This window comes from Lentzea flaviverrucosa (genome assembly GCF_003350445.1).
Classification (GTDB): Bacteria; Actinomycetota; Actinomycetes; order Mycobacteriales; family Pseudonocardiaceae; genus Lentzea; species Lentzea californiensis.
Map to the genome: position 1 here is coordinate 169,563 of NZ_QQAU01000006.1, position 21,283 is coordinate 190,845.

Sequence of the window (21,283 nt, forward strand, 5' to 3'; positions counted from 1 at the left end):
GAATGTGATGGACGTTCTCGAGCTCATGGACGAGTGGGGGCCGGAGAAGGTCGTCTGCGTGTCCGACCGGCGCACCGGCATGAAAGGTGTGCTCGTCATCGACAACACCGCGCGCGGCATGGGCAAGGGCGGCACCCGGATGAGCCCGCACGTGACGGTCGCGGAGATCGCCCGCCTCGCACGCGTGATGACGTGGAAGTGGGCCGGCGTCGACCTGTTCTTCGGCGGCGCGAAGGCGGGGATCGTGTTCGACCCTTCTTCTCCCGGCAAGGAAGCAGCGCTGCGGGCGTTCGCGCGCAAGCTCTCCAACGAGGTGCCGCGCGAGTACGTGCTCGGGCTCGACATGGGCCTCACGGAACGGGACGCCGCGATCGTCCAGGACGAACTGTCGGACCGCGGCGCTATGATGGGCGCACCGGCTCAACTCGGCGGTCTTCCGTACGACGAGCTGGGCGTCACCGGGTACGGCGTGGCCGAGGTGGCGGACGAGTTGGTGGTGCTGCGCGGCAAACGCGTGGCGATTCAGGGTTTCGGTGCGGTGGGCGCCGCTGCGGCGAAGCGGTTCGCCGAACTGGGCGCTGTCGTCGTCGCCGTGTCATCGGTGCACGGGTCGTTGGTGGATGCCGGCGGCCTGGACGTCGCACGACTGCTGGAGCTGCGAGGCGAATTCGGTGACCTCGCGGTGAAGGAGTACGGCGCCGTCCGCGCGCTCGGTGCCGAGCTCCGGGTGCCGTGCGACGTGCTGGTGCCGGCCGCCCTGCAGGACGTGATCGACGCGGACCTGGCGGGCGAGCTCGACACCACACTGGTGGTCGAGGGTGCGAACCTGCCGACTTCGGCTGCGGCGCAAGAGGTTCTCGCCGCGCGCGGGATCACGGTCGTGCCGGACTTCATCGCGAACGCCGGTGGCGTGGTCGCGGCGGCGTTCGGGATGGACGCGCGGTACTCGCCGTTCCCGGTGGATCCCGCGACGGTGCTGGAGGCCGTGTCCTCGAAGCTGAGGGCGAACGCGGTGAACATCATCGACGAGGCACGAAGTCGCGGCACCACGACACATGTGGCGGCGCGCGAGCTGGCGCAGGAACGCGTGCTGGCCGCGATGAAGCTGCGGGGGCGGGTCGCATGAGTTCCCTTGAAGGCGTGGTGATCGCGGACTTCAGCCGGGTGCTGGCGGCGCCGTACGCGACGATGGTGCTGGGCGACCTCGGTGCCGAGGTGGTCAAGGTCGAGCAGCCCGGCAGGGGCGACGAGACCCGCTCGTGGGGTCCGCCGCACTACGAGGACGAGGCGACGTACTTCCTGTCCGTCAACAGGAACAAGACGTCGGTGCAGATCGACCTGTCGACCGAGGCGGGCCGGGAGGCGGCGCGTGAGCTGATCGCGCGGGCGGACGTCGTCGTCGAGAACTTCAAGCCGGGCACGATGAAGAAGTTCGGGCTCGACTACGAGTCGCTCGGGCGGGACGACCTGGTCTACTGCTCGATCTCGGGGTTCGGTTCGGGCAAGGGCGCGGATCTGCCCGGCTACGACCTGCTCGTGCAGGCCGTGGGCGGGTTGATGAGCGTGACCGGGCCCGGTCCGTACGAGCCGGTGAAGACCGGTGTGGCGCTGGTCGACGTGCTGACCGGTTTGCACGCGTGCGTCGGCATCCTGGCGGCGTTGCGGCACCGGGAGGCGACGGGGCTGGGGCAGCTCGTCGAGCTCGACCTGCTGACGGTGTTGTTGTCGAGCATGGTGAACCAGAGCGCGGGCTTCACGCTGGCCGGGTCGGTGCCGAAGCCGATGGGCAACCGGCATCCGTCGATCGCGCCGTACGAGGTGTTCCCGACGGTCGACCAGCCGATCGTGCTCGCGGTCGGCAACGACCGGCAGTTCCGCCGGCTGTGCTCGGTACTGGACGTGCCCGAGCTGGCCACGGACCCGCGGTTCGTCACGAACTCCGATCGCGTGGAGAACGTGGACGAGCTGTTCGAGGTGCTCGCGGCGAGGCTGCGGACGCGCCCGGCGCAGCACTGGTTCGAGACGCTGACGCCACTGGGTGTGCCGTGTGGTCCCGTCAACGACGTCGCGCGCGCGTTCGCGCTGGCGGAGTCGCTGGATCTCGGCCCCACCGCGACGATCGACGGCATGACGCTCGTCGCGAACCCCATCCGCCTGTCGCGCACGCCGGTGACCTACCGGCTGCGCCCGCCGAAACTGGAGCAGTGACGTGCAGGACCCGTTGGAGTTGCTGGACATCCCGGCGTTGCTGGGCGACGAGGAGCGCGACATCCAGGCCACCGTCGCGGCCTACCTGACCGACCACGTCCGGCCGCACATCGCCTCGTGGTTCGAGGCGGGGATCCTGCCGCGCGAGCTGGCGCGGGAACTGGGCAAGCTCGGCGTGCTGGGAATGCACCTGGAGGGGTACGGGTGCGCGGGGACGTCCGCGCTCGCGTACGGACTCGCGTGTCTGGAGCTGGAGGCCGTCGACAGCGGCATCCGCAGCTTCGTGTCCGTGCAGGGTTCGCTGTCGATGTACTCGATCTGGAAGTACGGGTCGGAGGAGCAGAAGCAGGAGTGGCTGCCGCGGCTGGCGGCCGGTGAGGCGATCGGGTGCTTCGGGCTGACCGAGCCGGACTTCGGCTCGAACCCGTCCGGCATGCGCACGCGGGCTGTGCGCGACGGCGCGGACTGGGTGCTGAACGGCACCAAGACGTGGATCACCAACGGTGGCCTCGCCGACGTGGCAACGGTGTGGGCGCGGACCGAGGAGGGAATTCGGGGATTTCTCGTTCCCCGCGGGACGCCCGGATTCTCCACCCGTGACATCAAACAGAAGCTGTCGATGCGAGCATCCGTCACTTCCGAGTTGGTCCTGGAGGACGTGCGGCTGCCGGAAAGTGCCCGGCTGCCGCTCGCGACTTCCTTGCGCGCACCGCTCACGTGTCTGAACGAGGCGCGGTTCGGGATCGTGTTCGGCGCTGTCGGTGCCGCGCGGGATTCGTTGCAGGCGGCGCTCGACTACTCCGGCACGCGCATCCAGTTCGACCAGCCGATCGCCTCGTTCCAGCTCACCCAGCGCAAGCTCGCGAGCATGACGGTGCAGGTCAGCAACTCGATGCTGCTGGCGTTGCACCTCGCGCGGCTCAAGGAGGCCGGCACGCTCAAGCCCGAGCAGATCAGCGTCGGCAAGTACAACAACGTCGAGTCGGCCATCGCGATCGCCCGGGAAAGCCGGACCATCCTCGGCGCGAACGGCATCTCGCTCGAGTACTCGCCCTTGCGTCATGCCAACAACCTGGAATCCGTACTGACTTATGAGGGCACTTCCGACATCCACCTGCTATCCATCGGCCACGCGTTGACCGGAATCGCCGCTTTCCGTTGATCGTTCGCCCTATCCTGCACTCCGCAACGGGGTTCGCGGGTGGGAGGACGTTCTGCCGGAGGAGACAAACAGCCGCAGTGACGCGCGTCGCAACCGCAAGCGATTGCTGGACGCCGCGACGCACGTCCTGCGGGCTGAACCAGCAACGGCGACGATGCAGTCGATCGCGCGCAGGGCCGCGCTTTCGCAAGCGACGGCGTATCGGCACTTTCCCTCCGTGGAAGCGCTCGTAATGGCCTATCACGAAGACGTCATAGCGTCGTTGGTCGAACACGGCGAACGGTCTCGCAAGACCGGCAAAGAACTGTTCGAGCACCAAGCCGCACGGTGGGTGAAGCTGCAGAACGTGCACGGCCCGGTGATAGTGCGGTTCTCGTCGCAGCGCGGGATTCTGGAACGGATGCACAACGCCGAGGAGGTGGCGGCGTTGACGTGCAGCGCGTGGGACCAGGCTTTGCGCGGCGTGCTGATCGACCTGGCGCTCCCGGACGCCCTGCTGAACGTGGCCCGGTTCCTGCACCACGCGTTGTTCGACCCGCGGGAGATCCTCGACCTGACGAAAACCGCCGGAGTACCTGACGAACAGGTGGTCCGGCGGCTCTCGGACGCGTTCTACGGCGCGTTGAAGGGCTGGGCGCGCTCAGACGCGTGAGGCTTCCTCGATGAGGTCGGCGATCTCCGCGGGGTGCGAAGCGAGTGACGCGTGGCTGGACGCCAGCTCGACGGTCCTGAGCGGCTTCATCCGCTCCGCCATGCGGCGCTGGTTGTCCGGAGCGATCATCCGGTCCTCCGTCGACACCTGGTACCAGGACGGTTTGGTCCGCCACGCGGGCTCCGACACCTCGGAGCCGAACGCCGCGCCGAGGGGCGCCTTCTGCGTGACGGCCATGACCAGCGCCTCGTCCGCGGACAGGTCCTGGCAGAAGCTCTCGTGGAACCGGTTCTCGGCTATCCACAGATGGCCGTCCGAGTCCGGCGTGACGACGTCGTGCGCGGCCGGAGGGTGCACCTCGCTGATCGTCGCCAGGCTCTCGCCCGCGTCCGGCGCGAACGCCGCCACGTAGACCAGCCCGACGACGTTCGGCAGGTCACCGGCCTCGGTGATCACCGCACCGCCGTAGGAGTGTCCTACCAGGAGGACGGGACCGTCGACCTGGTCGATCATCTGACGCGTGCGGGCCGCGTCGTCGGCGAGCGAGGTCAGCGGGTTCTCCACGGCCTTGATCGACGAGAACCCGCGCGCACGCAGTTCGACGATGACCTTGGCCCAGTGCGCGGCGCCGCCCCAGAACCCGTGCACCAGCAGCACGGTCGGCTTCGTGGACATGAAGTCGGTCTCCTCACCGTTCACATCGGACATACTTGCTCCGCGAGCTTATGAGAACAGTGGAGTACCGAATATGACCGAGAAGCCGGGGAACTTTGCCGTTCCCCCAGAGCCGCTCATTCGCTCGGAACACGGCGGACAGGACGCGCTGTCGGACGTCCTGCAGTCGATCCACCTGCGGGGCGGCGAGGTCGTCCGCAGTTACGACACCACGGCGCGATACCCGTCCGGCGCGCGCTTGGTGCATCTCGTCGAACACGGCACCGTACGAGTGGAGTTGCCTGACGGGCCGGTCGAACTCGCTGAAGGCGACATGGCGTTGCTTGCGCGCGGGGACGCTCACACCGTGCGTGGAGGCACCAAGGCGTCGTGGTTCACCGGCGAGTACCTGACCGAACCGGTGGCAGCGGCGCCGCTGCTCGGGGTGCTGCCCGGCGCGATCGTCGTGCGCGGCGCGCTGGAGGACGCCCGATGGCTGCCTCTCGGCCTGGCGTTGATGATCACCGAGGTGAACGAGCCGCGCCCCGGCTCCCGCGTGATGGTGTCGCGGCTGCTGGACCTGCTGTTCATCCAGGCCCTGCGCCTGTGGTCCGACTCCGGCCAGAAGACCGAGCCGGGATGGCTGAGGGGCGCGCTGGATCCCTCGCTCAGCGCGGTGGTCTCCGCGATCCACCTCGCTCCTGGACGGGACTGGCAGGTGGACGAGCTGGCACGGATCGCCGCGCTGTCGCGGTCGGCGTTCGCCACCCGGTTCACCGAGGTGCTCGGCCGGTCCCCCGGCGCCTACGTGCTGCGGCAACGCCTCGAACACGCGGCACGCCTGCTGCTCACCACGACCGAGCAGGTCGGACGGATCGCAGCAGGCGTGGGGTATTCGGAAGCAGCGTTCAGCCGCGCGTTCACACGTGCCTACGGCAGTTCACCGCGTGCTTGGCGCGCCTCGGTCAGAGCCCGAGGGGAAGCACCCACTTCAGCTCCGACTTGACGTTCGGCCGGCCGTCGAGCGGGTTCTCCCCCGCGATGCCGCCGGCCGCGATCTTGTCCAGGGTCTTCAGGCCCTCGGGCAGGATCTCGCCGTACACGGTGTAGTTCGGGCGCAGGACCGAGTCCGACTGCACGAGGAAGAACTGCGAGCCGTTCGTGTCCGGGCCGGCATTCGCCATCGCGAGCGTGCCGCGCGGGTAGATGCGGCGCTGACCGGTCGGGTCGTTCGGAGCGGGCTGCAGGTCGGTCGGCAGCTCGTCCTTGTACCTGTAACCAGGGCCGCCCTCACCCGTGTTGGACGGGTCGCCGCACTGCAGCACCTTCAGCGTCGGGTACGCGGTGAGCCGATGGCACTCGGTCTGGTTGTAGAAACCGCGGTGCGCCAGGTGGATGAAGCTGTGCGCGGTGCACGCGGCCTTGGAGCGGTCGAGCAGGAGCGGGATGTCGCCCTGGTTCGTCTTCACCTTGACCAGGACCTTGCCCTTGGTGAACCGCGGGTCGTGCGGAATCGGCACCGGACGCGCGGCCGGTTCCTCCGGGGTCGCGGTGTAGCCGCAGTCCGGCCGGGCCGTCTGAACCTCGGCGGACGCGGTGCCCGTCGTGGTGAAACCAACGGCCAGCGCCGCCACTGCCAGTCCAGCTGCGATTCGCCTCATGCGCGTTTCCTAGTGGAGCCGGGATGAGCGGGCAAGGTTTAACGGATCACAGGTGCCTGCGGGGATGGAGGCCGAGTCGCTCGCGGCGCTTCACTCGATCCAGCGACGTGTATCGGATCTGAGACGGGGTACCCGAACTGCATAGGGAGGTAATGCAGTCATGGGATTCGACGAGTTGAAGAACAAGGCCAAGGACCTCGTGGGCCAGCATGGTGACAAGGTCGACGACGGTGTCGAGCGCGCGGGTCAGTTCGCCGACGACAAGACCGGCGGCAAGCACAGCGAGCACATCGACAAGGGCGAGGACAAGCTCAAGGAAGGCCTCCGGAACTTCGGTGGCCAGCAACAGCAGTGACAGGACCTACCCGGAGTGGGCTCCTGAGGCGGCACAGGCGGTTGGTTCGCGTGTGAGTTAAGCCTGTTCGGATTCACTTCCGCGATCCCGGCGACACGGTTACCGTCGTTCGCCGGGATCGCGGAGGTGAAGGTGGATCCAAGCGGGGTGACGAGGGCTGCACGGCTGACTGCGTTGGCCGCGTTGTGCCTGGTCACCGTCGTTTTGCTGCTTCCAGCGGCCATCAGCGTGAGCACCGGCGGTGCTGTGCCGGGGTTCATCGGCGAGTTCGGCCGATGGTTGTGGCCCACGGTCGGCGTGATGGTCCTCGTCGCGGTCGGTCTCGCTCTCTGGGAGCGCGGTCGCGGCCACGAGACCAGCAACCGCACCGCCGCCCTCGCGCGGGTCGAGTCACGGGTGAAAACGCTGCTCAGTGCCTCGCTGGCCGCGCAGACGCAGATCAAGCTCGGTGCTTTGAAGCAGCCCTCGATCTCCGTACGAGTCGACGGCGAAGAAATCTCCTCGCGGAACGTGGAGGCCGTCTACGACCGCCTCGGCCACACCATGGTCCTGATCGGCCCTGTGGGCAGCGGCCGGTCGACGTTGCTGCGCGAACTGTGCCTGGCGCTGGTCGAACGGGCACGAGACGACCCTGAGGCGCCCATCCCGGTCGTCGTGGACCTGGCGACGTGGCGGGCATACGGCACGCGCAAGCCGACCGAGTTCACCGCATGGCTGTTGCGCGAGATGAACCGCCGCTACGGCATCAGCCGTTCGGCCGGCACGATCTGGCTGCGCCGCGAGCGGGTGGCCGTGCTCATCGACGGACTGGACGAGGTGCCGCGCGTGGACCGCGCGCTCTGCGAGTCCGAACTCGCGCCGTTCGCCTCCGTCGTGACCTCGACCGGTCCGATCGAGAACCTGCCGTCGGTGTTCGTGGAGCCGTTGACCCGCGGTCAGGTGCTCGAGTACATCGCTTCGGTCAGCCCTCGGCTCGACAGCCTGGAATCGGCCCTGACCCCGGAGATCTGGGAGCGGCTGGACTCTCCCCTGGCGTTGAACCTGCTGGCGCTGACGCACCTGGACAAGCAGGTCGACACGATCGGCAACGACTTCGTGGGGTCCTTCGTCGTGGAAAGGCTTTCCGGCCAACGCGGTGCGGGACCCACCATTCGCGCGTTGAAGTTCCTCGCGCGGTTGGGGCGGCCGGACCTCGGAGCCCCCGTGCACTTGCCTCATCGCCGTGCGTGGCTCCCGCTGCTGCCGACGCGTCCGCTGTGGTTGCTGTTCGTGCGTGCGGTGCCTGCGGCGTATGCCGGCGGTGTGTGTGCCGTGTCGTTCATGACGGGACTGCGCCTCGGATTGTGGCCCGCTTTGGTGTTCGTTGTCGCGGCTTCTTCTTTGCTCGTGCTGGTGAACAAACTGCCCCGCGTCTTCCACCCGCCTGGACGTGCGCACGGCATCGTGACTGCCGCGCTGGGATTCCTCGCAGGAGTGTTCGCGGGGTTGCTGGTCGGTCTGGCCGGTTTGTGGCTGGGCGCAATCGGGACGCCGTGGCCGTATCTCGTGGCGTACGTGTTCGTGGTGGTGGCGTCTTTCTTCTTGGCGTTGGGCTTCATTCCGGGTGACGCACCCATCCCGTGGGCGTTGCTGATCGCCGCCGCACCGGGCGTCTCGATGATCTGGACCGGTCCCTACGCGGTGATGACGGGCATGGGGGTTGGCTTCTCGGCAGGTGTGGCGGGCGGGGTTTTCGCCGCAGCCGTGGGGCGTGTGTGGAGCACGGTGCTGCCGGTGCAACGACACCGCATGCGGCAAGGGCGCCCGTGGTGGGTTCAGCCGGCCGTCCCGGTGCTCGGCACGATCGGTCTGCTGGGCGGGATCGGCGCACTGGGGTCGTGGGGAGTCGCACTGGGAGTAGCACTCGGTCTGCTGGTGACCCCGACCGCCGCCCGCGACTACGTCTGGCCGTTCGACGCGCTCGCTGAAGTCGCCGCCGAGGCCGTCACACGTCCATTGTCGCTGGGCGAGTTGTCGTTCCGCCGCAAGGCTTTGCTGCACCTCGCACAGGACAGGCTGCTGCTCACGCGCGTCGACGGCGAGTACCGCTTCACCCATGTCGCCCTGCGCGATCACCTGGCGTCGTGCGACCCGACGGCGCTGGTTCGGGCCACGCGCCGTTGAACCTTCCCGATCTGCGGGCCGTACGGCCTGACAGAGAGGTCGGGTGTTGTACATGCGCTGGTCGAAGGGCTGGATCGCGAGCGGCGGGGTCTTCTCGGTCGTCGCGGCCATCGGGGGCACGGCCTTCGCTCTCGCCGGATCCGGTGCCTCCTCGTCGCAGCCGGTGGTGGCGGGCAAAGAGGTGTGCGGCGGGCAGCAGGTGAGGACGACGAACGCCAAGGGTCCGGCGACGGTGCTGTCGGACAAGTTCCCGATCGGCACATTGTTGCGAGTCACGAATCCCGCCAACGGGCGGGCGATCACCGTCTCGGTCACCGGACCGTCGACCGGATGCGCGGTGCTGAACACCGCGGCATTCGATGCACTCGGGTCTGCCGAGACCGGCGGAAGAGAAAGCGTTCTCCGGCGCATTCGAGTGGAGATCATCGGAAACGCACCGGCGCCGACTCCCACCACCCGCACCTCCACGGCGCGGGTGCGGGCTTCCGGAACAGTCGGGCAGGTCGTCTGCGACGGCGCGACCGTCGGGTTGTCGGCCGTCGGCGGGGCGGCCGGGGCGTTCTCCTCGCAGCTCCCGGTCGGGACCGCGGTACGGGTCACCAACCTGGACAACGGAAGGCAGACGACCGTCCGCGTCGTCGGCGTCGGGCCGGCCTGCGTCGTGCTGAACAGCGCTGCTTTCGAACTCGTCGGGGAGTCCGGGAAGAGCGTGATCAAGCGGGTTCAGATCGAGAAGGTGACCTGACCCGTCACCAGTCCATGGGCTCGTCCGGCTCCTCGGGCTCCGGCCACTCGTCCACGGCGTCACCCGAGCCCCACGCGGCACCGCCGGCGCTCGGGGTCTTCGGCTTGGGCGCCGCGGCCGCGGCAGGTGCGGCGGCTTCCGGTGCGGGACCGCCGGCCGCCACCACCTCCAGGATCTGCTCGCCGTACTTCGTGAGCTTCGCCTGGCCGACGCCGCTCACCGCGCCGAGGGCGGTGAGCGAGCCGGGGCGCGACGCCGCGATGGACTTCAGCGTGGCGTCGTGGAAGATCACGTACGCCGGGACGCCCTGTTCGCGGGCCTGGCCGGCCCGCCACTCGCGCAGCGCCTCGAAGAGCGGGCCCGCGTCGGCCGGGAGGTCGACCTTCACCTTGGCCGCGCCGGACGAGGAGGACGCCGTGCGCGTCGTCGAGCGGACGGGCGTCGGGTCCTTGCGCATCTTGACCTCGCGCTTGCGGCCGAGGACCTCGGTGCTCGCCTCGGTGAGCACGAGCGTCGAGTACTCGCCCTCGACGGCCAGCAGGCCCTGCGCGAGGAGCTGACGGACCACACCGCGCCACTCGCCCTCGCTCAGGTCCTCGCCGATGCCGAAGGTGCTGAGCTGGTCGTGGTCGAACTGGATGACCTTGGCGGTCTTGCGGCCCAGCAGGATGTCGATGGCCTGCCCGGCGCCGAACTTCTGGTTGCGCTCCTTGCGGAGCCGGTAGACCGTGGACAGCACCTTCTGCGCGGCGACCGTGCCGTCCCACGACTCGGGAGGGGTCAGGCAGGTGTCGCAGTTGCCGCAGGGGGCGCCACCGGGTTCGTTGAAGTACTCCAGGAGCCTGGACCGGCGGCACGTCACCGTCTCGCAGAGGGCGAGCATCGCGTCGAGGTGCGCCTGCGAGCGGCGGCGGAACGCCAGATCGCCTTCCGACGACTCGATCATCTTTCGCTGCTGCACCACGTCCTGCAGGCCGTAGGCGAGCCACGCGGTGGACGGCAGGCCGTCGCGACCGGCGCGGCCCGTCTCCTGGTAGTAGCCCTCGACCGACTTCGGCAGGTCGAGGTGGGCGACGAAGCGGACGTCCGGCTTGTCGATGCCCATGCCGAACGCGATGGTGGCGACCATGACCAGACCGTCCTCCCGGAGGAACCGGGCCTGGTTGCGCTGGCGGACCGACGAGTCGAGGCCCGCGTGGTACGGCAGCGCGGGAATCCCGTTCGCCACCAGGAACTCCGCCGTCTTCTCCACCGACGCGCGGGACAGGCAGTAGACGATGCCCGCGTCGCCCTGGTGCTCGCCGCGCAGCAGGTCCAGCAGCTGCTTCTTCGGCTCCTTCTTGCCGACGATGCGGTACTGGATGTTCGGCCGGTCGAAGCTGGAGACGAACTGCCGCCCGTCGTTCAGCTCCAGGCGCGTCAGGATCTCCTTGCGCGTCGCCTCCGTGGCCGTGGCGGTGAGCGCGATCCGCGGCACCTTCGGCCAGCGCTCGTGCAGGTGCGTGAGCGAGAGGTAGTCAGGCCGGAAGTCGTGGCCCCACTGGGAGACGCAGTGCGCCTCGTCGATCGCGAACAGCGCGATCTCACCCTGCTCCAGCAGGCGCAGCGTCGCCTCGGACGTCAGCCGCTCCGGCGCCAGGTAGAGCAGGTCGATCTCGCCGTTGACGAAGTCGGCCTCGACCTTCCGGCGTTCGTCCCACGACAGCGACGAGTTCAGGAAGCCCGCGCGCACGCCGAGAGCACGCAGCGCGTCCACCTGGTCCTGCATCAGTGCGATGAGCGGCGAGATCACCACACCCACGCCCGGCCGGACCAGCGCCGGCACCTGATAGCAGAGGGACTTGCCACCACCTGTCGGCATGAGCACGAGCGCGTCGCCACCGGCGATCACGTGCTCGACGATGGCGGCCTGGTCGCCGCGGAACTCGGGATACCCGAAGACGCGCTGCAGGACCTGCAGCGCGTCTCCGAGAACGACACCGTCGGTGGAAACCATGCCGCCGATGCTAGCGAGCAGCACCGACAGTCCGGTTCGCTAGCCCAACGCGCCCTTCGTACCAGCGGAAACGCTGCCGGCGACCAGCGGAGCGGACGAGGCGGCCGGGACCGAGCCCTTCAACGGGATCCGCACCGACGTGTCCGCCAGGTCGACGGTCAGCCTCGGCAGCTGGCTCGGCCGCACGATCGCGGTCGAGTCGGTGCCGCCGATGACCAGGCCCAGACGATGTCCCGCCTTGACCAGGTGGTCCGTTGTGGACAGTCGGAACGTCATGCGGTACTTGGTTCCCGGCGTGATCGTGCGCGGGGTCGAGAGAGACTGGTAGTTCGCGAGATCCGCCCAGCCACGCGCGATGATCTGCGCGTCAACGTTGCCCGTCGTGGCCTCCGTGTTGCGATAACAGGCGTCATCGCCCGTGCGGCTCTCTCCCCAGCACGACTCCGTGGTCAGGGTCCGGATGCCCTCGCCGGTCCGCACCGTCGCCGGCCCGTAGTCGACGAGGTACGCCGTGAGGTGCGCGGTCGGCGTCGAGGACGACACCCCCACCGTGATCGAGGACGTGCCCGCGACGCGCAGGTCGGAGGTCAGCGGTGCCGTCGAGTAGATCGTCCTCCCGGTGTTCGAGCCGGAGAGCCAGTTCGCCGGCGTGCCGCTGCCGTTGTCGGTGAACGCCGACGTGCCCGTGCCGGGCGTCGTGCCGAGTCCCGAAGAAGAGGGACGCAACACGGTGCTGACGGTGCCCGCAGGAGGCCACGTCTGGTCGTCCGCCCACTGGTCGGGCGCGCGTTCCGCCGACACCTGCGGCTCGTTCTCGATGCCGTTCTGCACGTTCAGCAACCAGCGGTCGAACCACCGGTGCAGCGTCGGGACCCACTCGCCACGCCGGAAGTCGAACGGGTCGACGTGCGCCGTCTGCGAGAACCACAGCTTCTTCGGCACCGACGCGGGCACCGCGTCCCAGAACTGGCCGTACTGCAACGTCTTCACGTTGAGGTCGTTCAGCCCGTGGATCGCGAAGATCGACGCCTTCACGTTGGCCGCGTTGCGCACGAAGTCGCGCGTCTGCCACATCGCCGTGTAGTCGCCGTTGGCGGGAGAACCGTTCGTCATCTGCGTGCGCACCGCAGCACACCGAGAGCGCGCGTTGGAGTTCTCGAACTGCGAGCCCAGGCCGGTCGGCGAGCTGTAGCCGGGGTACGCGACACCGTCCGAGCGGAACCAGTCGTACCAGGAGCTGATGGCCGCGATCGGCACGATGGTCTTCAGGCCGTCGATGCCGGTCGACGCGACGCCGTTCGCGATCGAGCCGTCCCACGACTTGCCGATCATGCCGACCGCGCCGGTCGACCAGGACGCGGTCTTCGTGGTGGCGCCGGTCAGGGTGGAATAGCCGGTGCGCCGGCCGTTCAGCCAGTCGATCACGGCCGTGCCGGAGGCGATCTCCGACTGGCCGCCGACGTCGACGCAGCCGCGCGACCGGTTCGTGCCGAGGAAGTCGACCAGCACGACGGCGTAGCCGCGCGGCACGAAGTAGTTGTCGTAGAAGAGCGGGAACTTGACCGGCACCCCGGCGGAGTCGTAGGTCTTGACCTCGCTCTCGTTGCCGCGTCCGGCGCTCTGGTAGTAGGGACTGGCGTCCATGATCACGGGCACGCGCCCGGTCGTGGACGGCCTGATGATGTCGGCTGCCACCCGGTCACGGGTGCCGTTGCCGTCGAGGTCGAGCCCGGAGTCGACGTATACCGTCTCGCGGACCGCGTCGGCCATCGAGTGGATCGGCGCGGTCACGCCGCCGGACAGGGTGAACGCTGGTGTCGCCGCTGTGGCAGGGATCGGCGTCAGGGACAGGGCTCCTGCTAACGCCACTACAACACGAACACGCTTCATGAAGATTCACGCTAAGGAGTGATGAACTCGCCCCGTCAGAGCCGAAAGGCTTGACCCTCTGCTGTTGCGCCCGGCGCTCCCCTCACGAATATTCGTCACTCGTGAGTTTCACCTTCGAACCTGGCCGCACCCGCGTGGTCTTCGGCCGCGGCACCGCCTCCTCCGTGCGCGCCGAGGTCGAGCGGCTGGGCGCGCAGCGGGTCCTGCTGATCGCCCGCCACGGTGGCGACGAAGTGGCCGCCGAACTCGGCCCGCTGCTGGTCACGCGGTTCACCGGTGCGGCGATGCACACGCCGGTCGAGGTCACCGAGCGCGCGCTCGCGTCGTTGCACGAACACGGGGCGGACTGCATCGTGTCCGTTGGCGGCGGGTCGAGCACAGGGCTGTCGAAGGCGCTCTCGGTGCGTGCGGGCATACCGCAGATCGTCATCCCCACGACCTACGCGGGCTCCGAGGTCACACAGGTGCTCGGCGAGACCGCGTCGGGGCTGAAGAAGACGCGGCGCGACCCGGCGATCCAGCCGAACACGGTCATCTACGACGTCGACCTCACGCTCGACCTGCCGCTCGACGTCACGGTCACGAGCGCGCTCAACTCTCTCGCGCACGCCGTCGCCGCCCGAGGCAACGAGAACCCGCTGATCGACGCCATCGCGACCAAGGCGATCGAGGGCGTTTTGCACGCTTTGAGCGGAAACCCGTCCACTGTGGAGGCACGGACGGAGCTGCTGTCGTCGGCCTGGCTCGCGGGCACGTGCCTCGCGTCCGTCCCCATGGGACTGCACCACAAGCTCGCGCACGTTCTGGGCGGCACGTTCGGACTGCCGCACGCCGCCACCCACACGGCACTGCTCCCGCACACGGCACCGTCCGATCTGGCCACTCGTGTCCACGACACGGCGACTCGGTTCGGCGCGGCGACGTCGTTGCGGGAACTGGGGATGGCGGAGTCCGATTTGTCCCGTGCGGCGGAGATCGCCGAGCACCCGGACGCCCTGCCGGTGCTGACGAACGCCTGGCGCGACGCATCATCCGGCTGAGGGGTTGTCATTCTTCAGGCTGATGTTCACAGCTCTGAAGCGAGACGAAACGCCGATGTGCTTCCTGAAGACTTCCTGAAGCATCGGCGGCATGCTCAGCCCGTTGGATCTGTCGCTGATAAACGGACCGATCCCCCAGCTCGCCACGGCCGCCGCCGCACTCGCTCTCACGTACTTGGCGATCCGGAAGAACCGGACGTGGTGGTCCCGAGTCCTGCCGATCGTCGTGCTGACGTGCGCGCTCGTGGTGACCGGGCTGGTGCTCGTCGTCGACCACGTGTGGAAGCCGTGGCCGGAGCCGCTGCCGCCCGTTCTGGCGGTGTGGCTGGGCGCGGCCCTGGTCGCGTTGACGCTGGCAGCGGTTCGGTTGCGCTCCGGCCGGTGGTACGGACGGGCCTTCGGCGTCCTGCTGGCGCTGGGCGTGACGGCGAGCGCGGCGGTCGCGACGAACGCCCACTTCGGGCAGTACCCCACCACGCGCGCGGTGCTGGACGTCTTCAGGAACGACACGGTCGCCCTGAACGACGCCGCTCCCCCGCCCACGAGCGTCGTCGAGGTGCCCGCGGGCCAGAAGCTCGCCGACGTCTGGAAGCGGCCGGCGGACCTGCCGGACAGGGGTGTCGTCACCGAGGCGGAGATCCCCGGCGCGTTCAAGGCGCGTCCGGCGTGGATCTACCTGCCTCCCGCCTACAACGCGGTCCCACGTCCGCGGCTGCCCGTCATCGTCCTGATGGCGGGCCAGCCGGGCAGCCCACGCGACTGGTTCGACGGTGGCCGGATCCTCGACAACCTCGACGCCTACGCGCGTCAGCACGACGGGCTCGCGCCGATCGTCGTGGTGGTCGACCAGCTCGGCACGTCGACGGCGAACCCTCTGTGCCTCGACTCGAAGCTGGGCCAGTCGGAGACGTACCTGGCGCGTGACGTGCCCGCGTGGATCAAACAACGGCTGACGGTCGACGAGCGCCGGGAGTCGTGGACGGTCGCGGGCTTCTCCCAAGGCGCCACGTGCTCGGTGCAGCTGGCCGTGCGCGCGCCGGACGTGTACGGCAACTTCGTCGCCCTCGCTCCCCAGCCCGAGCCCTCCCTGGGCACGCGGCAGGAGACGGTGAAGGCGGCGTTCGGCGGCGACGAGGCCGCGTTCGTCCGGGTCAACCCGATGGACGTCCTCGCGCGCCAGCGATTCCCGCACACGGCGGGCATGGTCGTCGCCGGACGCGACGACGTCACGTACCGCAAGGCGGACGCCGAGGTCTTCGAGGCGTGCCGGAAGGCCGGAATGGACGTGCAGTGGAAAGAACTGCCGAACAACCACGACTGGAACATGGCCCGCGAGGGCCTCTTCGGGTCGATGCCGTGGCTCGCGCAGCGAACAGGGCTGGTCAGATGATCGCCCGGCTGTTCCGCACCGCACCTCTGACGTGCGCGTTCCTCATCGTCTTCTGGACGGCCGGGGCGTTGACCGGGGCGATCGGCGGCGCTGGCGACGAGCTGCTCACGTGGACCGGGTTCGGCACCGGGAGTCCGTGGTGGACGGTGCTCAGCTCGGCACTGTGGTCGATGGACCTGCTGGGTTACGTCGCGACCACCGTGCTGCTGGCGGTCGCCGGACCGCTGGCGGAGCGTGAGTTCGGCGCCCTGCGGACCGCGGTGATCTTCCTGGCCACGCACGTGCTCGGCTCGTTCCTGGGGCTCGGCCTGGTGCTGGTCGGCGGCGACCTGCACTGGGGCTGGCTCGAGTCGCTCGTCGGCGAGCAGGCGGCGGGGCCGTCGATCGGCGGGGTCGGGCTGGCGCTCGCCCTGACGTTCCGGATGCCACCTCTGTGGAGGCGTCGTGTACGCCTGATGATGATCTTGTCGGTGCTGGTCCTCACGCTGTACTCGGGTTGGCTGGAAGACCTCCTCCGACTGTCCGGTGGCGTGGCCGGGCTGGTGGTGGGAGCGCTGTTCCTGAAGAGCGGGCCGGTGCACAAGGCGCGTTCGCTGCAGGAGACGCGGGTGCTGGTGGCGTTGCTGCTCGCGGCGTCGGCGCTCGGGCCGGTGGTGTCGATGATGTCGCCGTACCCGAACGGACCGCTGTGGTGGTTCGCGGACGTCGTGGCGGTCGCTCAGCCGTCGCAGGAGGACGTCGACGCGTTCTGCTCCTCGGACGCGGTCGAGCAGTGCCGGACGATGCTGGTCCAGCTGTCGTACGGCCGGTTCCCCGCGCTCGTGATGTCGTTGCTGCCGGCGTTGCTGCTGCTCGTGCTGGCGGAAGGGCTGCGGCGCGGACGGCGGTTCGCGTGGCGGGCGGCGCTCGTGTTCAACGTGGCGTTCGCGGCGTTCATCGGTTCGTACGTCGTGTACGTAGCGCAGTTCCCGGGCGCGAGCGTGCTGGAGATGGCGGTCTCGTTCGGTGTGCCGATGCTGGCACCGCTCGCGATCACCGTGGTGCTGTTGTTGACGCGCAGGCATTTCGACGTGCGTCTTCCTCGGCATGCCGTCGTGAGGTTCTGGCGGTTCACGGCGATCAGCGTCGCGTTGCTGTCGGCGCTGTACGTGTTCGCCGGGTACCTGGTCCGCGACCAGTTCACGCCGGAGCCGGGGTTCGGTGCGCTGCTCGCGGACCTGCCGACGCGGTTCCTGCCGCCGGGCTACCTCGGCCTGGTGCCGCTGCGGTTCTCCACCGAGGGGTTCGTCGGCGCGCTGCTGTTCGAGTACACCGGCGTGGTGTTCTGGCTGATCGTGCTGGCCGGGCTGCTGATGGCGTCGTGGCGGACGTGGCCGTCGTCGTGCGAGAAGGAGGCAGCGCAAGCCCGTGAACTGATGCGTCGCCACGGCGGCTCGTCGTTGTCGTACATGACGACGTGGCGTGGCAACCAGTACTGGTTCACGCCGGACGGGGAGACGGCAATCGCGTACCGCGTGGTGGCGACCATCGCGCTGACGGTCGGCGATCCGATCGGCCCGGCGCGGCTGGACGCCGTGCGCGGGTTCGCGGAGTTCTGCGCGCTCAACGGCTGGACGCCGTGTCTCTACAGCGTGGGCGCGGAGACGCGGGCCGCGGTGGAGGAGATCGGCTGGTCGGCGGTGCAGGTCGCCGAGGACACGATGATCGAGCTCGACGAGCTGAGCTTCACCGGCAAGAAGTGGCAGGACGTGCGCACGGCGTTGAACAAGGCCGCCAAGGCCGGGATCACCGCCGAGTGGTGCACCTACGCCGACGCGCCGTACGCGATCACGGACCAGATCCGCTCGATCTCGGCGGAGTGGGTGGCGGACAAGGGCCTGCCGGAGATGGGTTTCACGCTGGGAGGACTGGAGGAGCTGGCCGGTGACGGGGTCCGCTGCCTGCTGGCGGTGGACGGCGACCGGACCGTGCACGGCATCACGAGCTGGCTGCCCGTGTACGCCGACGGCGAGGTCGTCGGGTGGACGCTCGACTTCATGCGCCGCCGCTCGCACGGCTTCCGCGGCTCGATGGAATTCCTGATCGCCTCGGCGGCACAACAACTCCAGGCCGAGGGAGCGCGGTTCCTGAGCCTGTCCGGGGCACCGCTCGCGCGGCTGGACCGCGGGGAGCGGCCGCGGGCGTTGCAGCGCGTCCTGGACTTCACCGGGCAGGTGCTGGAGCCGGTGTACGGGTTCCGCTCGCTGTTCGCGTTCAAGGCGAAGTTCCAGCCGACCTACCAGCCGATGTTCATGGCGTACCCGGACTCGGCGGCACTGCCGCGCATCGCGAACGCGGTGAGCCGCGCGTACCTCCCGCACCTCAACGCTCGGCAGGGACTTCGGCTCGCGACCAAGATGATCATTCGAACGCGGGAGCGCGTGACCACGCCTGGTCGAACTCGCTAGGGGTGTGGCCCGGAAGGGTGCCGCCCGCTGAGCGTGGATCACCTCGCCGACCTTCCGGGTCACACCACTAGTCCGAAAGAGTGGAGAGGTGATGCTCGTCATCACACTTCGGTGCCACTAGGCGAAGATGCGCCGATGACCGTGCGGGGCGATCTGCCTCCCCAGACCACGACGTTCATCGGCCGCCGGGCGGTGCTCGCCGAAACCGAGGCACTCCTGCGCCGGTCGCGGCTGGTCACGCTGGTGGGCACGGGCGGTGCGGGCAAGACCCGGATCGCCGTGGAGACGGGGCGCGCGCTGGCTCGGGCGGGGGCGTTCCAGCACGGGGTGTGGCGGGTGCGGCTCGCGGATCTCCGGGACCCGGCGGCGCTGTCCCGCACCGTCGCAGCCGAGCTGCGGATCGTCGACAACTCACCGGAGCCCGGGCTCAAACGCCTCGTGGAGTCGTTGCACGACAAGCACTTGTTGCTCGTGCTGGACGGCTGCGAGCACCTGCTGGAGGCGGTCCGGCACCTGGCGCACCACCTGTTGCGCGACTGCGAGGGGCTGACGGTCCTCGCGACCTCGCGGGAGCCGCTCGGCGTCTACGGCGAGCAGCCGCTGCGGGTTCCGCCGCTGAGCGTGGACGACGCGGTGGAGCTGTTCCTGGACAGGGCGGAGGTGCCGCCCGAGTCAGCCGGCGTCGCGACGTTGTGCCAGGCGGTCGAAGGGCTGCCGCTCGCGATCGAACTCCTGGCCGCGCTGCCGACCGGCGTGGTTGCCGAGGTGCCGCAGCAGCCCGCCTCTCTGGAGCAGGTGCTCGAGTGGGCGGCGCAGCAGTGCACGGACGAGGAACGGCGGTTGTGGGCGCGGTTGTCGGTGTTCCCCGCGGACTTCGACCTCGCCGCCGCCGAGGCGGTGGCGGATGCGGACGTGCGGAAACCGTTGTCCGCGTTGGTTCTCCGGGCGGTTGTCGCGACGGCGAAGAGCTCTGTCACCGGTGAGACCCGCTATCGATTACTGGGCGCCGTGTCGCAGTTCGGTGCCCGTCTGCTGACGGATGCGGACGAGCCGTTGCGCCGCCACGCCGTGCACTACAGCGGGTTCGTGGACGAGGCCGCCCGCTCGTGGTTCTCGCCGGGCGAGGCGTTGTGGATGGGCCGGTTGTGGGAGGAGTGGCCGAACGTCCGCGCGGCCGTCGGACACGCGCTCCGGACACCCGGCCTGGCCGCGGCCGGCGCGGGCGTGGCGATGAACGTGCAGCGGGCGCGCTTCACCTCGTTCGCGGGGATGCTCGGGGAGGCGTGGGACATGCTCGTCGCCGCCCGCGGGGTGATCACCGAGGCACCGCTGCGGACGTCGTTGCTGGCGCACAGCGCGTACATGGCGCAGGTGCGTGGCGATTCAGCGGTGGCGTTCCCGTTGATGAGCGAGGCACGTGCGTTGCCACGGCTGCCGATCACGGACGTGCACCTGGTTTTGGCCGAGGCCACGCATCTCTTCTTCGTTGAGGGCTCACCGGACTGTGTGCCGTTGTACGCGCATGTCGTGGAGTTGTGCCGTCAGTACGCGTCGCTGGGCGACACCTACGTCACCGAGCTGATGCACGCGATGGCGTCGTGCTTCCTGCTGGACGCCGAAGCCGCGGACAAGGCCACGACGGCGCTCGCCAGGCAGGCCGAGAGCAACGGCGTGAACTGGTCGCACGCCTGGGGGTTGTGGCATCGCGGCCTGTACGAACTGCTGCACGGCGACGCGGCACAGGTGCATCCGCTGGTGATCGAGGCGTTGCGGATCCAGCTGGCGCTCGGCGACACGTGGGGTGCGCCGTTCAGCCTGTGGCTGCTCGCCTGCACGTGCGCCGAACTCGGGGCCTTCGACCGCGCGGCACGGCTGCTCGGCGCGCTGCGGTCGCTGGAACGGATCTCGCGGATCTCGTTCGCCGGCATGAGTCCGTTCCACCGGCTGCTGGACCGCGCCGACCGGACCGTCCGCCGCTCGCTCGGCGACGACTACCAGGTGATCTCGACGCTCGGCGCCGACCTGCGACCGGAGCAGGCGATGGCGTTCGCGCTCGAACCGGTGCCGGACTCCGAACGCCGACCGGCGAAGCCCCTGCTGCCCGGCGGCCTGACCCGGCAGGAGTTCACCATCGCCGGGCTGGTCGCGGACGGGTTCACGTCGAAGCAGATCGGGACGCGGCTGTTCATCTCGCCGCGCACCGCGGACCGGCACGTGGTCAACATCCGGGTGAAGCTCGGCCTGCCGAGCAGGGTCGCGCTCGCGGCCTGGCACCGCTCGGTCACCGGGGAGCGTTAGCGCGCGTCGAACGCCAGCTTCAGCCCCAGCGCGACGAACACGGACGCCGTCAGCCGGTCCAGCAGAACCCGCTGGCGCAACAGGAAGGCACGAGCGCGACCGGCCACCGCGATCAGGATCGGCAGCCACACCAGGCCGAGTCCGAGGTGGATGGCGACGAGTGCGGCCCCCCACGCGGGTTCACCGGCGGGCATGAACTGCGGCAGCAGCGACAGGTAGAAGACGCCGACCTTGGGGTTGAGCAGGTTCGTCAGCAGTCCGGCGCGCAACGACGCTCCCGCGCCCGGCACCGAACGGGAGTCGTCGAGGGACACGGCCTTGCGGGAGTTCCACAAAGCCTTGGCGCCCAGGTAGATCAGGTAGGCGGCACCGAGCCAGCGGACGACGTCGTAGGCCGGCGCGGACGCCTGCAGCAGTGCGGTGAGGCCCGCGAGGCTCGCCACCGCCCAGACCAGGCAACCGAGTGTGATGCCGAGGACCACGCCCATCGCGGCGCGCTTGCCGCTCAGCAACGCCGTGCGCAACACCATCACCGTGTCCAGGCCGGGCGTCAGGACGGTGAGCAGCGCGACGAGGGAGAAGCTCAGGAGGGCGGCGGTCGGCATGCGGACATCACATCACA

At 69.2% G+C, this 21,283-nt stretch carries 17 protein-coding genes; 12 read left to right on the top strand and 5 right to left on the bottom strand.

Features of this window, described 5'->3' with window-relative positions:
• Nucleotides 1-7: 7 nt before the first annotated feature.
• The 4 genes from DFR72_RS20555 to DFR72_RS45625 all read left to right on the top strand — a co-directional run bounded on the left by DFR72_RS20555 (nt 8) and on the right by DFR72_RS45625 (nt 4,022).
• On the top strand, nt 8-1,126 hold the full coding sequence (locus DFR72_RS20555; protein ID WP_170176333.1) for a Glu/Leu/Phe/Val family dehydrogenase: 1,119 nt from the start codon (nt 8-10) through the stop codon (nt 1,124-1,126).
• Complete coding sequence (locus DFR72_RS20560) at nt 1,123-2,208, top strand: CaiB/BaiF CoA transferase family protein (RefSeq protein WP_090067690.1); 1,086 nt, start codon at nt 1,123-1,125, stop codon at nt 2,206-2,208. The genes DFR72_RS20555 and DFR72_RS20560 overlap by 4 nt, the downstream gene beginning before the upstream one ends.
• 1 nt (nt 2,209) lies before the next feature.
• The gene (locus DFR72_RS20565) at nt 2,210-3,370 is read left to right on the top strand and encodes an acyl-CoA dehydrogenase family protein (protein ID WP_090067688.1); all 1,161 of its coding nucleotides are present in this window, start codon (nt 2,210-2,212) and stop codon (nt 3,368-3,370) included.
• A gap of 103 nt (nt 3,371-3,473) precedes the next feature.
• The gene (locus DFR72_RS45625) at nt 3,474-4,022 is read left to right on the top strand and encodes a TetR/AcrR family transcriptional regulator (protein WP_114773719.1); all 549 of its coding nucleotides are present in this window, start codon (nt 3,474-3,476) and stop codon (nt 4,020-4,022) included.
• On the opposite strand, the gene DFR72_RS20575 is transcribed toward DFR72_RS45625, so the two are convergent.
• A complete protein-coding gene (locus DFR72_RS20575) occupies nt 4,011-4,730 on the bottom strand; it encodes an alpha/beta hydrolase (RefSeq protein WP_211335467.1) in 720 nt (239 codons plus the stop codon). The genes DFR72_RS45625 and DFR72_RS20575 overlap by 12 nt on opposite strands.
• 40 nt (nt 4,731-4,770) lie before the next feature.
• On the opposite strand from DFR72_RS20575, the gene DFR72_RS20580 reads away from it, so the two are divergent.
• Complete coding sequence (locus DFR72_RS20580) at nt 4,771-5,682, top strand: AraC family transcriptional regulator (protein ID WP_090067684.1); 912 nt, start codon at nt 4,771-4,773, stop codon at nt 5,680-5,682.
• On the opposite strand, the gene DFR72_RS20585 is transcribed toward DFR72_RS20580, so the two are convergent.
• Nucleotides 5,642-6,337, bottom strand: a complete 696-nt coding sequence (locus DFR72_RS20585) for a peptidylprolyl isomerase (protein WP_090067682.1) — start codon at nt 6,335-6,337, stop codon at nt 5,642-5,644. The genes DFR72_RS20580 and DFR72_RS20585 overlap by 41 nt on opposite strands.
• Before the next feature lie 160 nt (nt 6,338-6,497).
• Here DFR72_RS20585 and DFR72_RS20590 point away from each other — a divergent pair, with 160 nt between their 5' ends.
• The 3 genes from DFR72_RS20590 to DFR72_RS20600 all read left to right on the top strand — a co-directional run bounded on the left by DFR72_RS20590 (nt 6,498) and on the right by DFR72_RS20600 (nt 9,600).
• The gene (locus DFR72_RS20590) at nt 6,498-6,692 is read left to right on the top strand and encodes an antitoxin (RefSeq protein WP_090067680.1); all 195 of its coding nucleotides are present in this window, start codon (nt 6,498-6,500) and stop codon (nt 6,690-6,692) included.
• A 147-nt stretch (nt 6,693-6,839) separates the two neighbouring features.
• Nucleotides 6,840-8,855, top strand: a complete 2,016-nt coding sequence (locus DFR72_RS20595) for an NACHT domain-containing protein (protein WP_143086806.1) — start codon at nt 6,840-6,842, stop codon at nt 8,853-8,855.
• A gap of 52 nt (nt 8,856-8,907) precedes the next feature.
• Nucleotides 8,908-9,600, top strand: a complete 693-nt coding sequence (locus DFR72_RS20600) for an RlpA-like double-psi beta-barrel domain-containing protein (RefSeq protein WP_143086805.1) — start codon at nt 8,908-8,910, stop codon at nt 9,598-9,600.
• 4 nt (nt 9,601-9,604) lie between these two features.
• On the opposite strand, the gene recQ is transcribed toward DFR72_RS20600, so the two are convergent.
• A complete protein-coding gene (recQ, locus tag DFR72_RS20605; protein WP_090068007.1) occupies nt 9,605-11,596 on the bottom strand; it encodes a DNA helicase RecQ in 1,992 nt (663 codons plus the stop codon).
• A gap of 39 nt (nt 11,597-11,635) precedes the next feature.
• Nucleotides 11,636-13,486, bottom strand: coding sequence for a Xaa-Pro dipeptidyl-peptidase (locus DFR72_RS20610; protein WP_090067674.1), 1,851 nt, complete (start codon nt 13,484-13,486; stop codon nt 11,636-11,638).
• Nucleotides 13,487-13,587: 101 nt separating this feature from the next.
• Between DFR72_RS20610 and DFR72_RS20615 the strand changes: the two genes are divergently transcribed.
• From DFR72_RS20615 to DFR72_RS20630, 4 genes are all read left to right on the top strand, one after another.
• The gene (locus tag DFR72_RS20615; RefSeq protein WP_090067672.1) at nt 13,588-14,526 is read left to right on the top strand and encodes a maleylacetate reductase; all 939 of its coding nucleotides are present in this window, start codon (nt 13,588-13,590) and stop codon (nt 14,524-14,526) included.
• Between the two features lie 91 nt (nt 14,527-14,617).
• Complete coding sequence (locus DFR72_RS20620) at nt 14,618-15,916, top strand: alpha/beta hydrolase (RefSeq protein WP_090067670.1); 1,299 nt, start codon at nt 14,618-14,620, stop codon at nt 15,914-15,916.
• Entirely contained in the window at nt 15,883-18,363 is a 2,481-nt protein-coding gene (locus DFR72_RS20625) for a bifunctional lysylphosphatidylglycerol flippase/synthetase MprF (protein WP_147290335.1), read from the top strand. The genes DFR72_RS20620 and DFR72_RS20625 overlap by 34 nt, the downstream gene beginning before the upstream one ends.
• Nucleotides 18,364-18,498: 135 nt before the next feature.
• A complete protein-coding gene (locus DFR72_RS20630; RefSeq protein ID WP_090067667.1) occupies nt 18,499-20,661 on the top strand; it encodes an ATP-binding protein in 2,163 nt (720 codons plus the stop codon).
• Here DFR72_RS20630 and DFR72_RS20635 read toward each other — a convergent pair.
• Nucleotides 20,658-21,266: a LysE family translocator gene (locus tag DFR72_RS20635; protein ID WP_090067665.1), complete on the bottom strand. Its 609-nt coding sequence runs from the start codon at nt 21,264-21,266 to the stop codon at nt 20,658-20,660. The two genes, DFR72_RS20630 and DFR72_RS20635, sit on opposite strands and share 4 nt — an antisense overlap.
• Between the last annotated feature and the right edge of the window lie 17 nt (nt 21,267-21,283).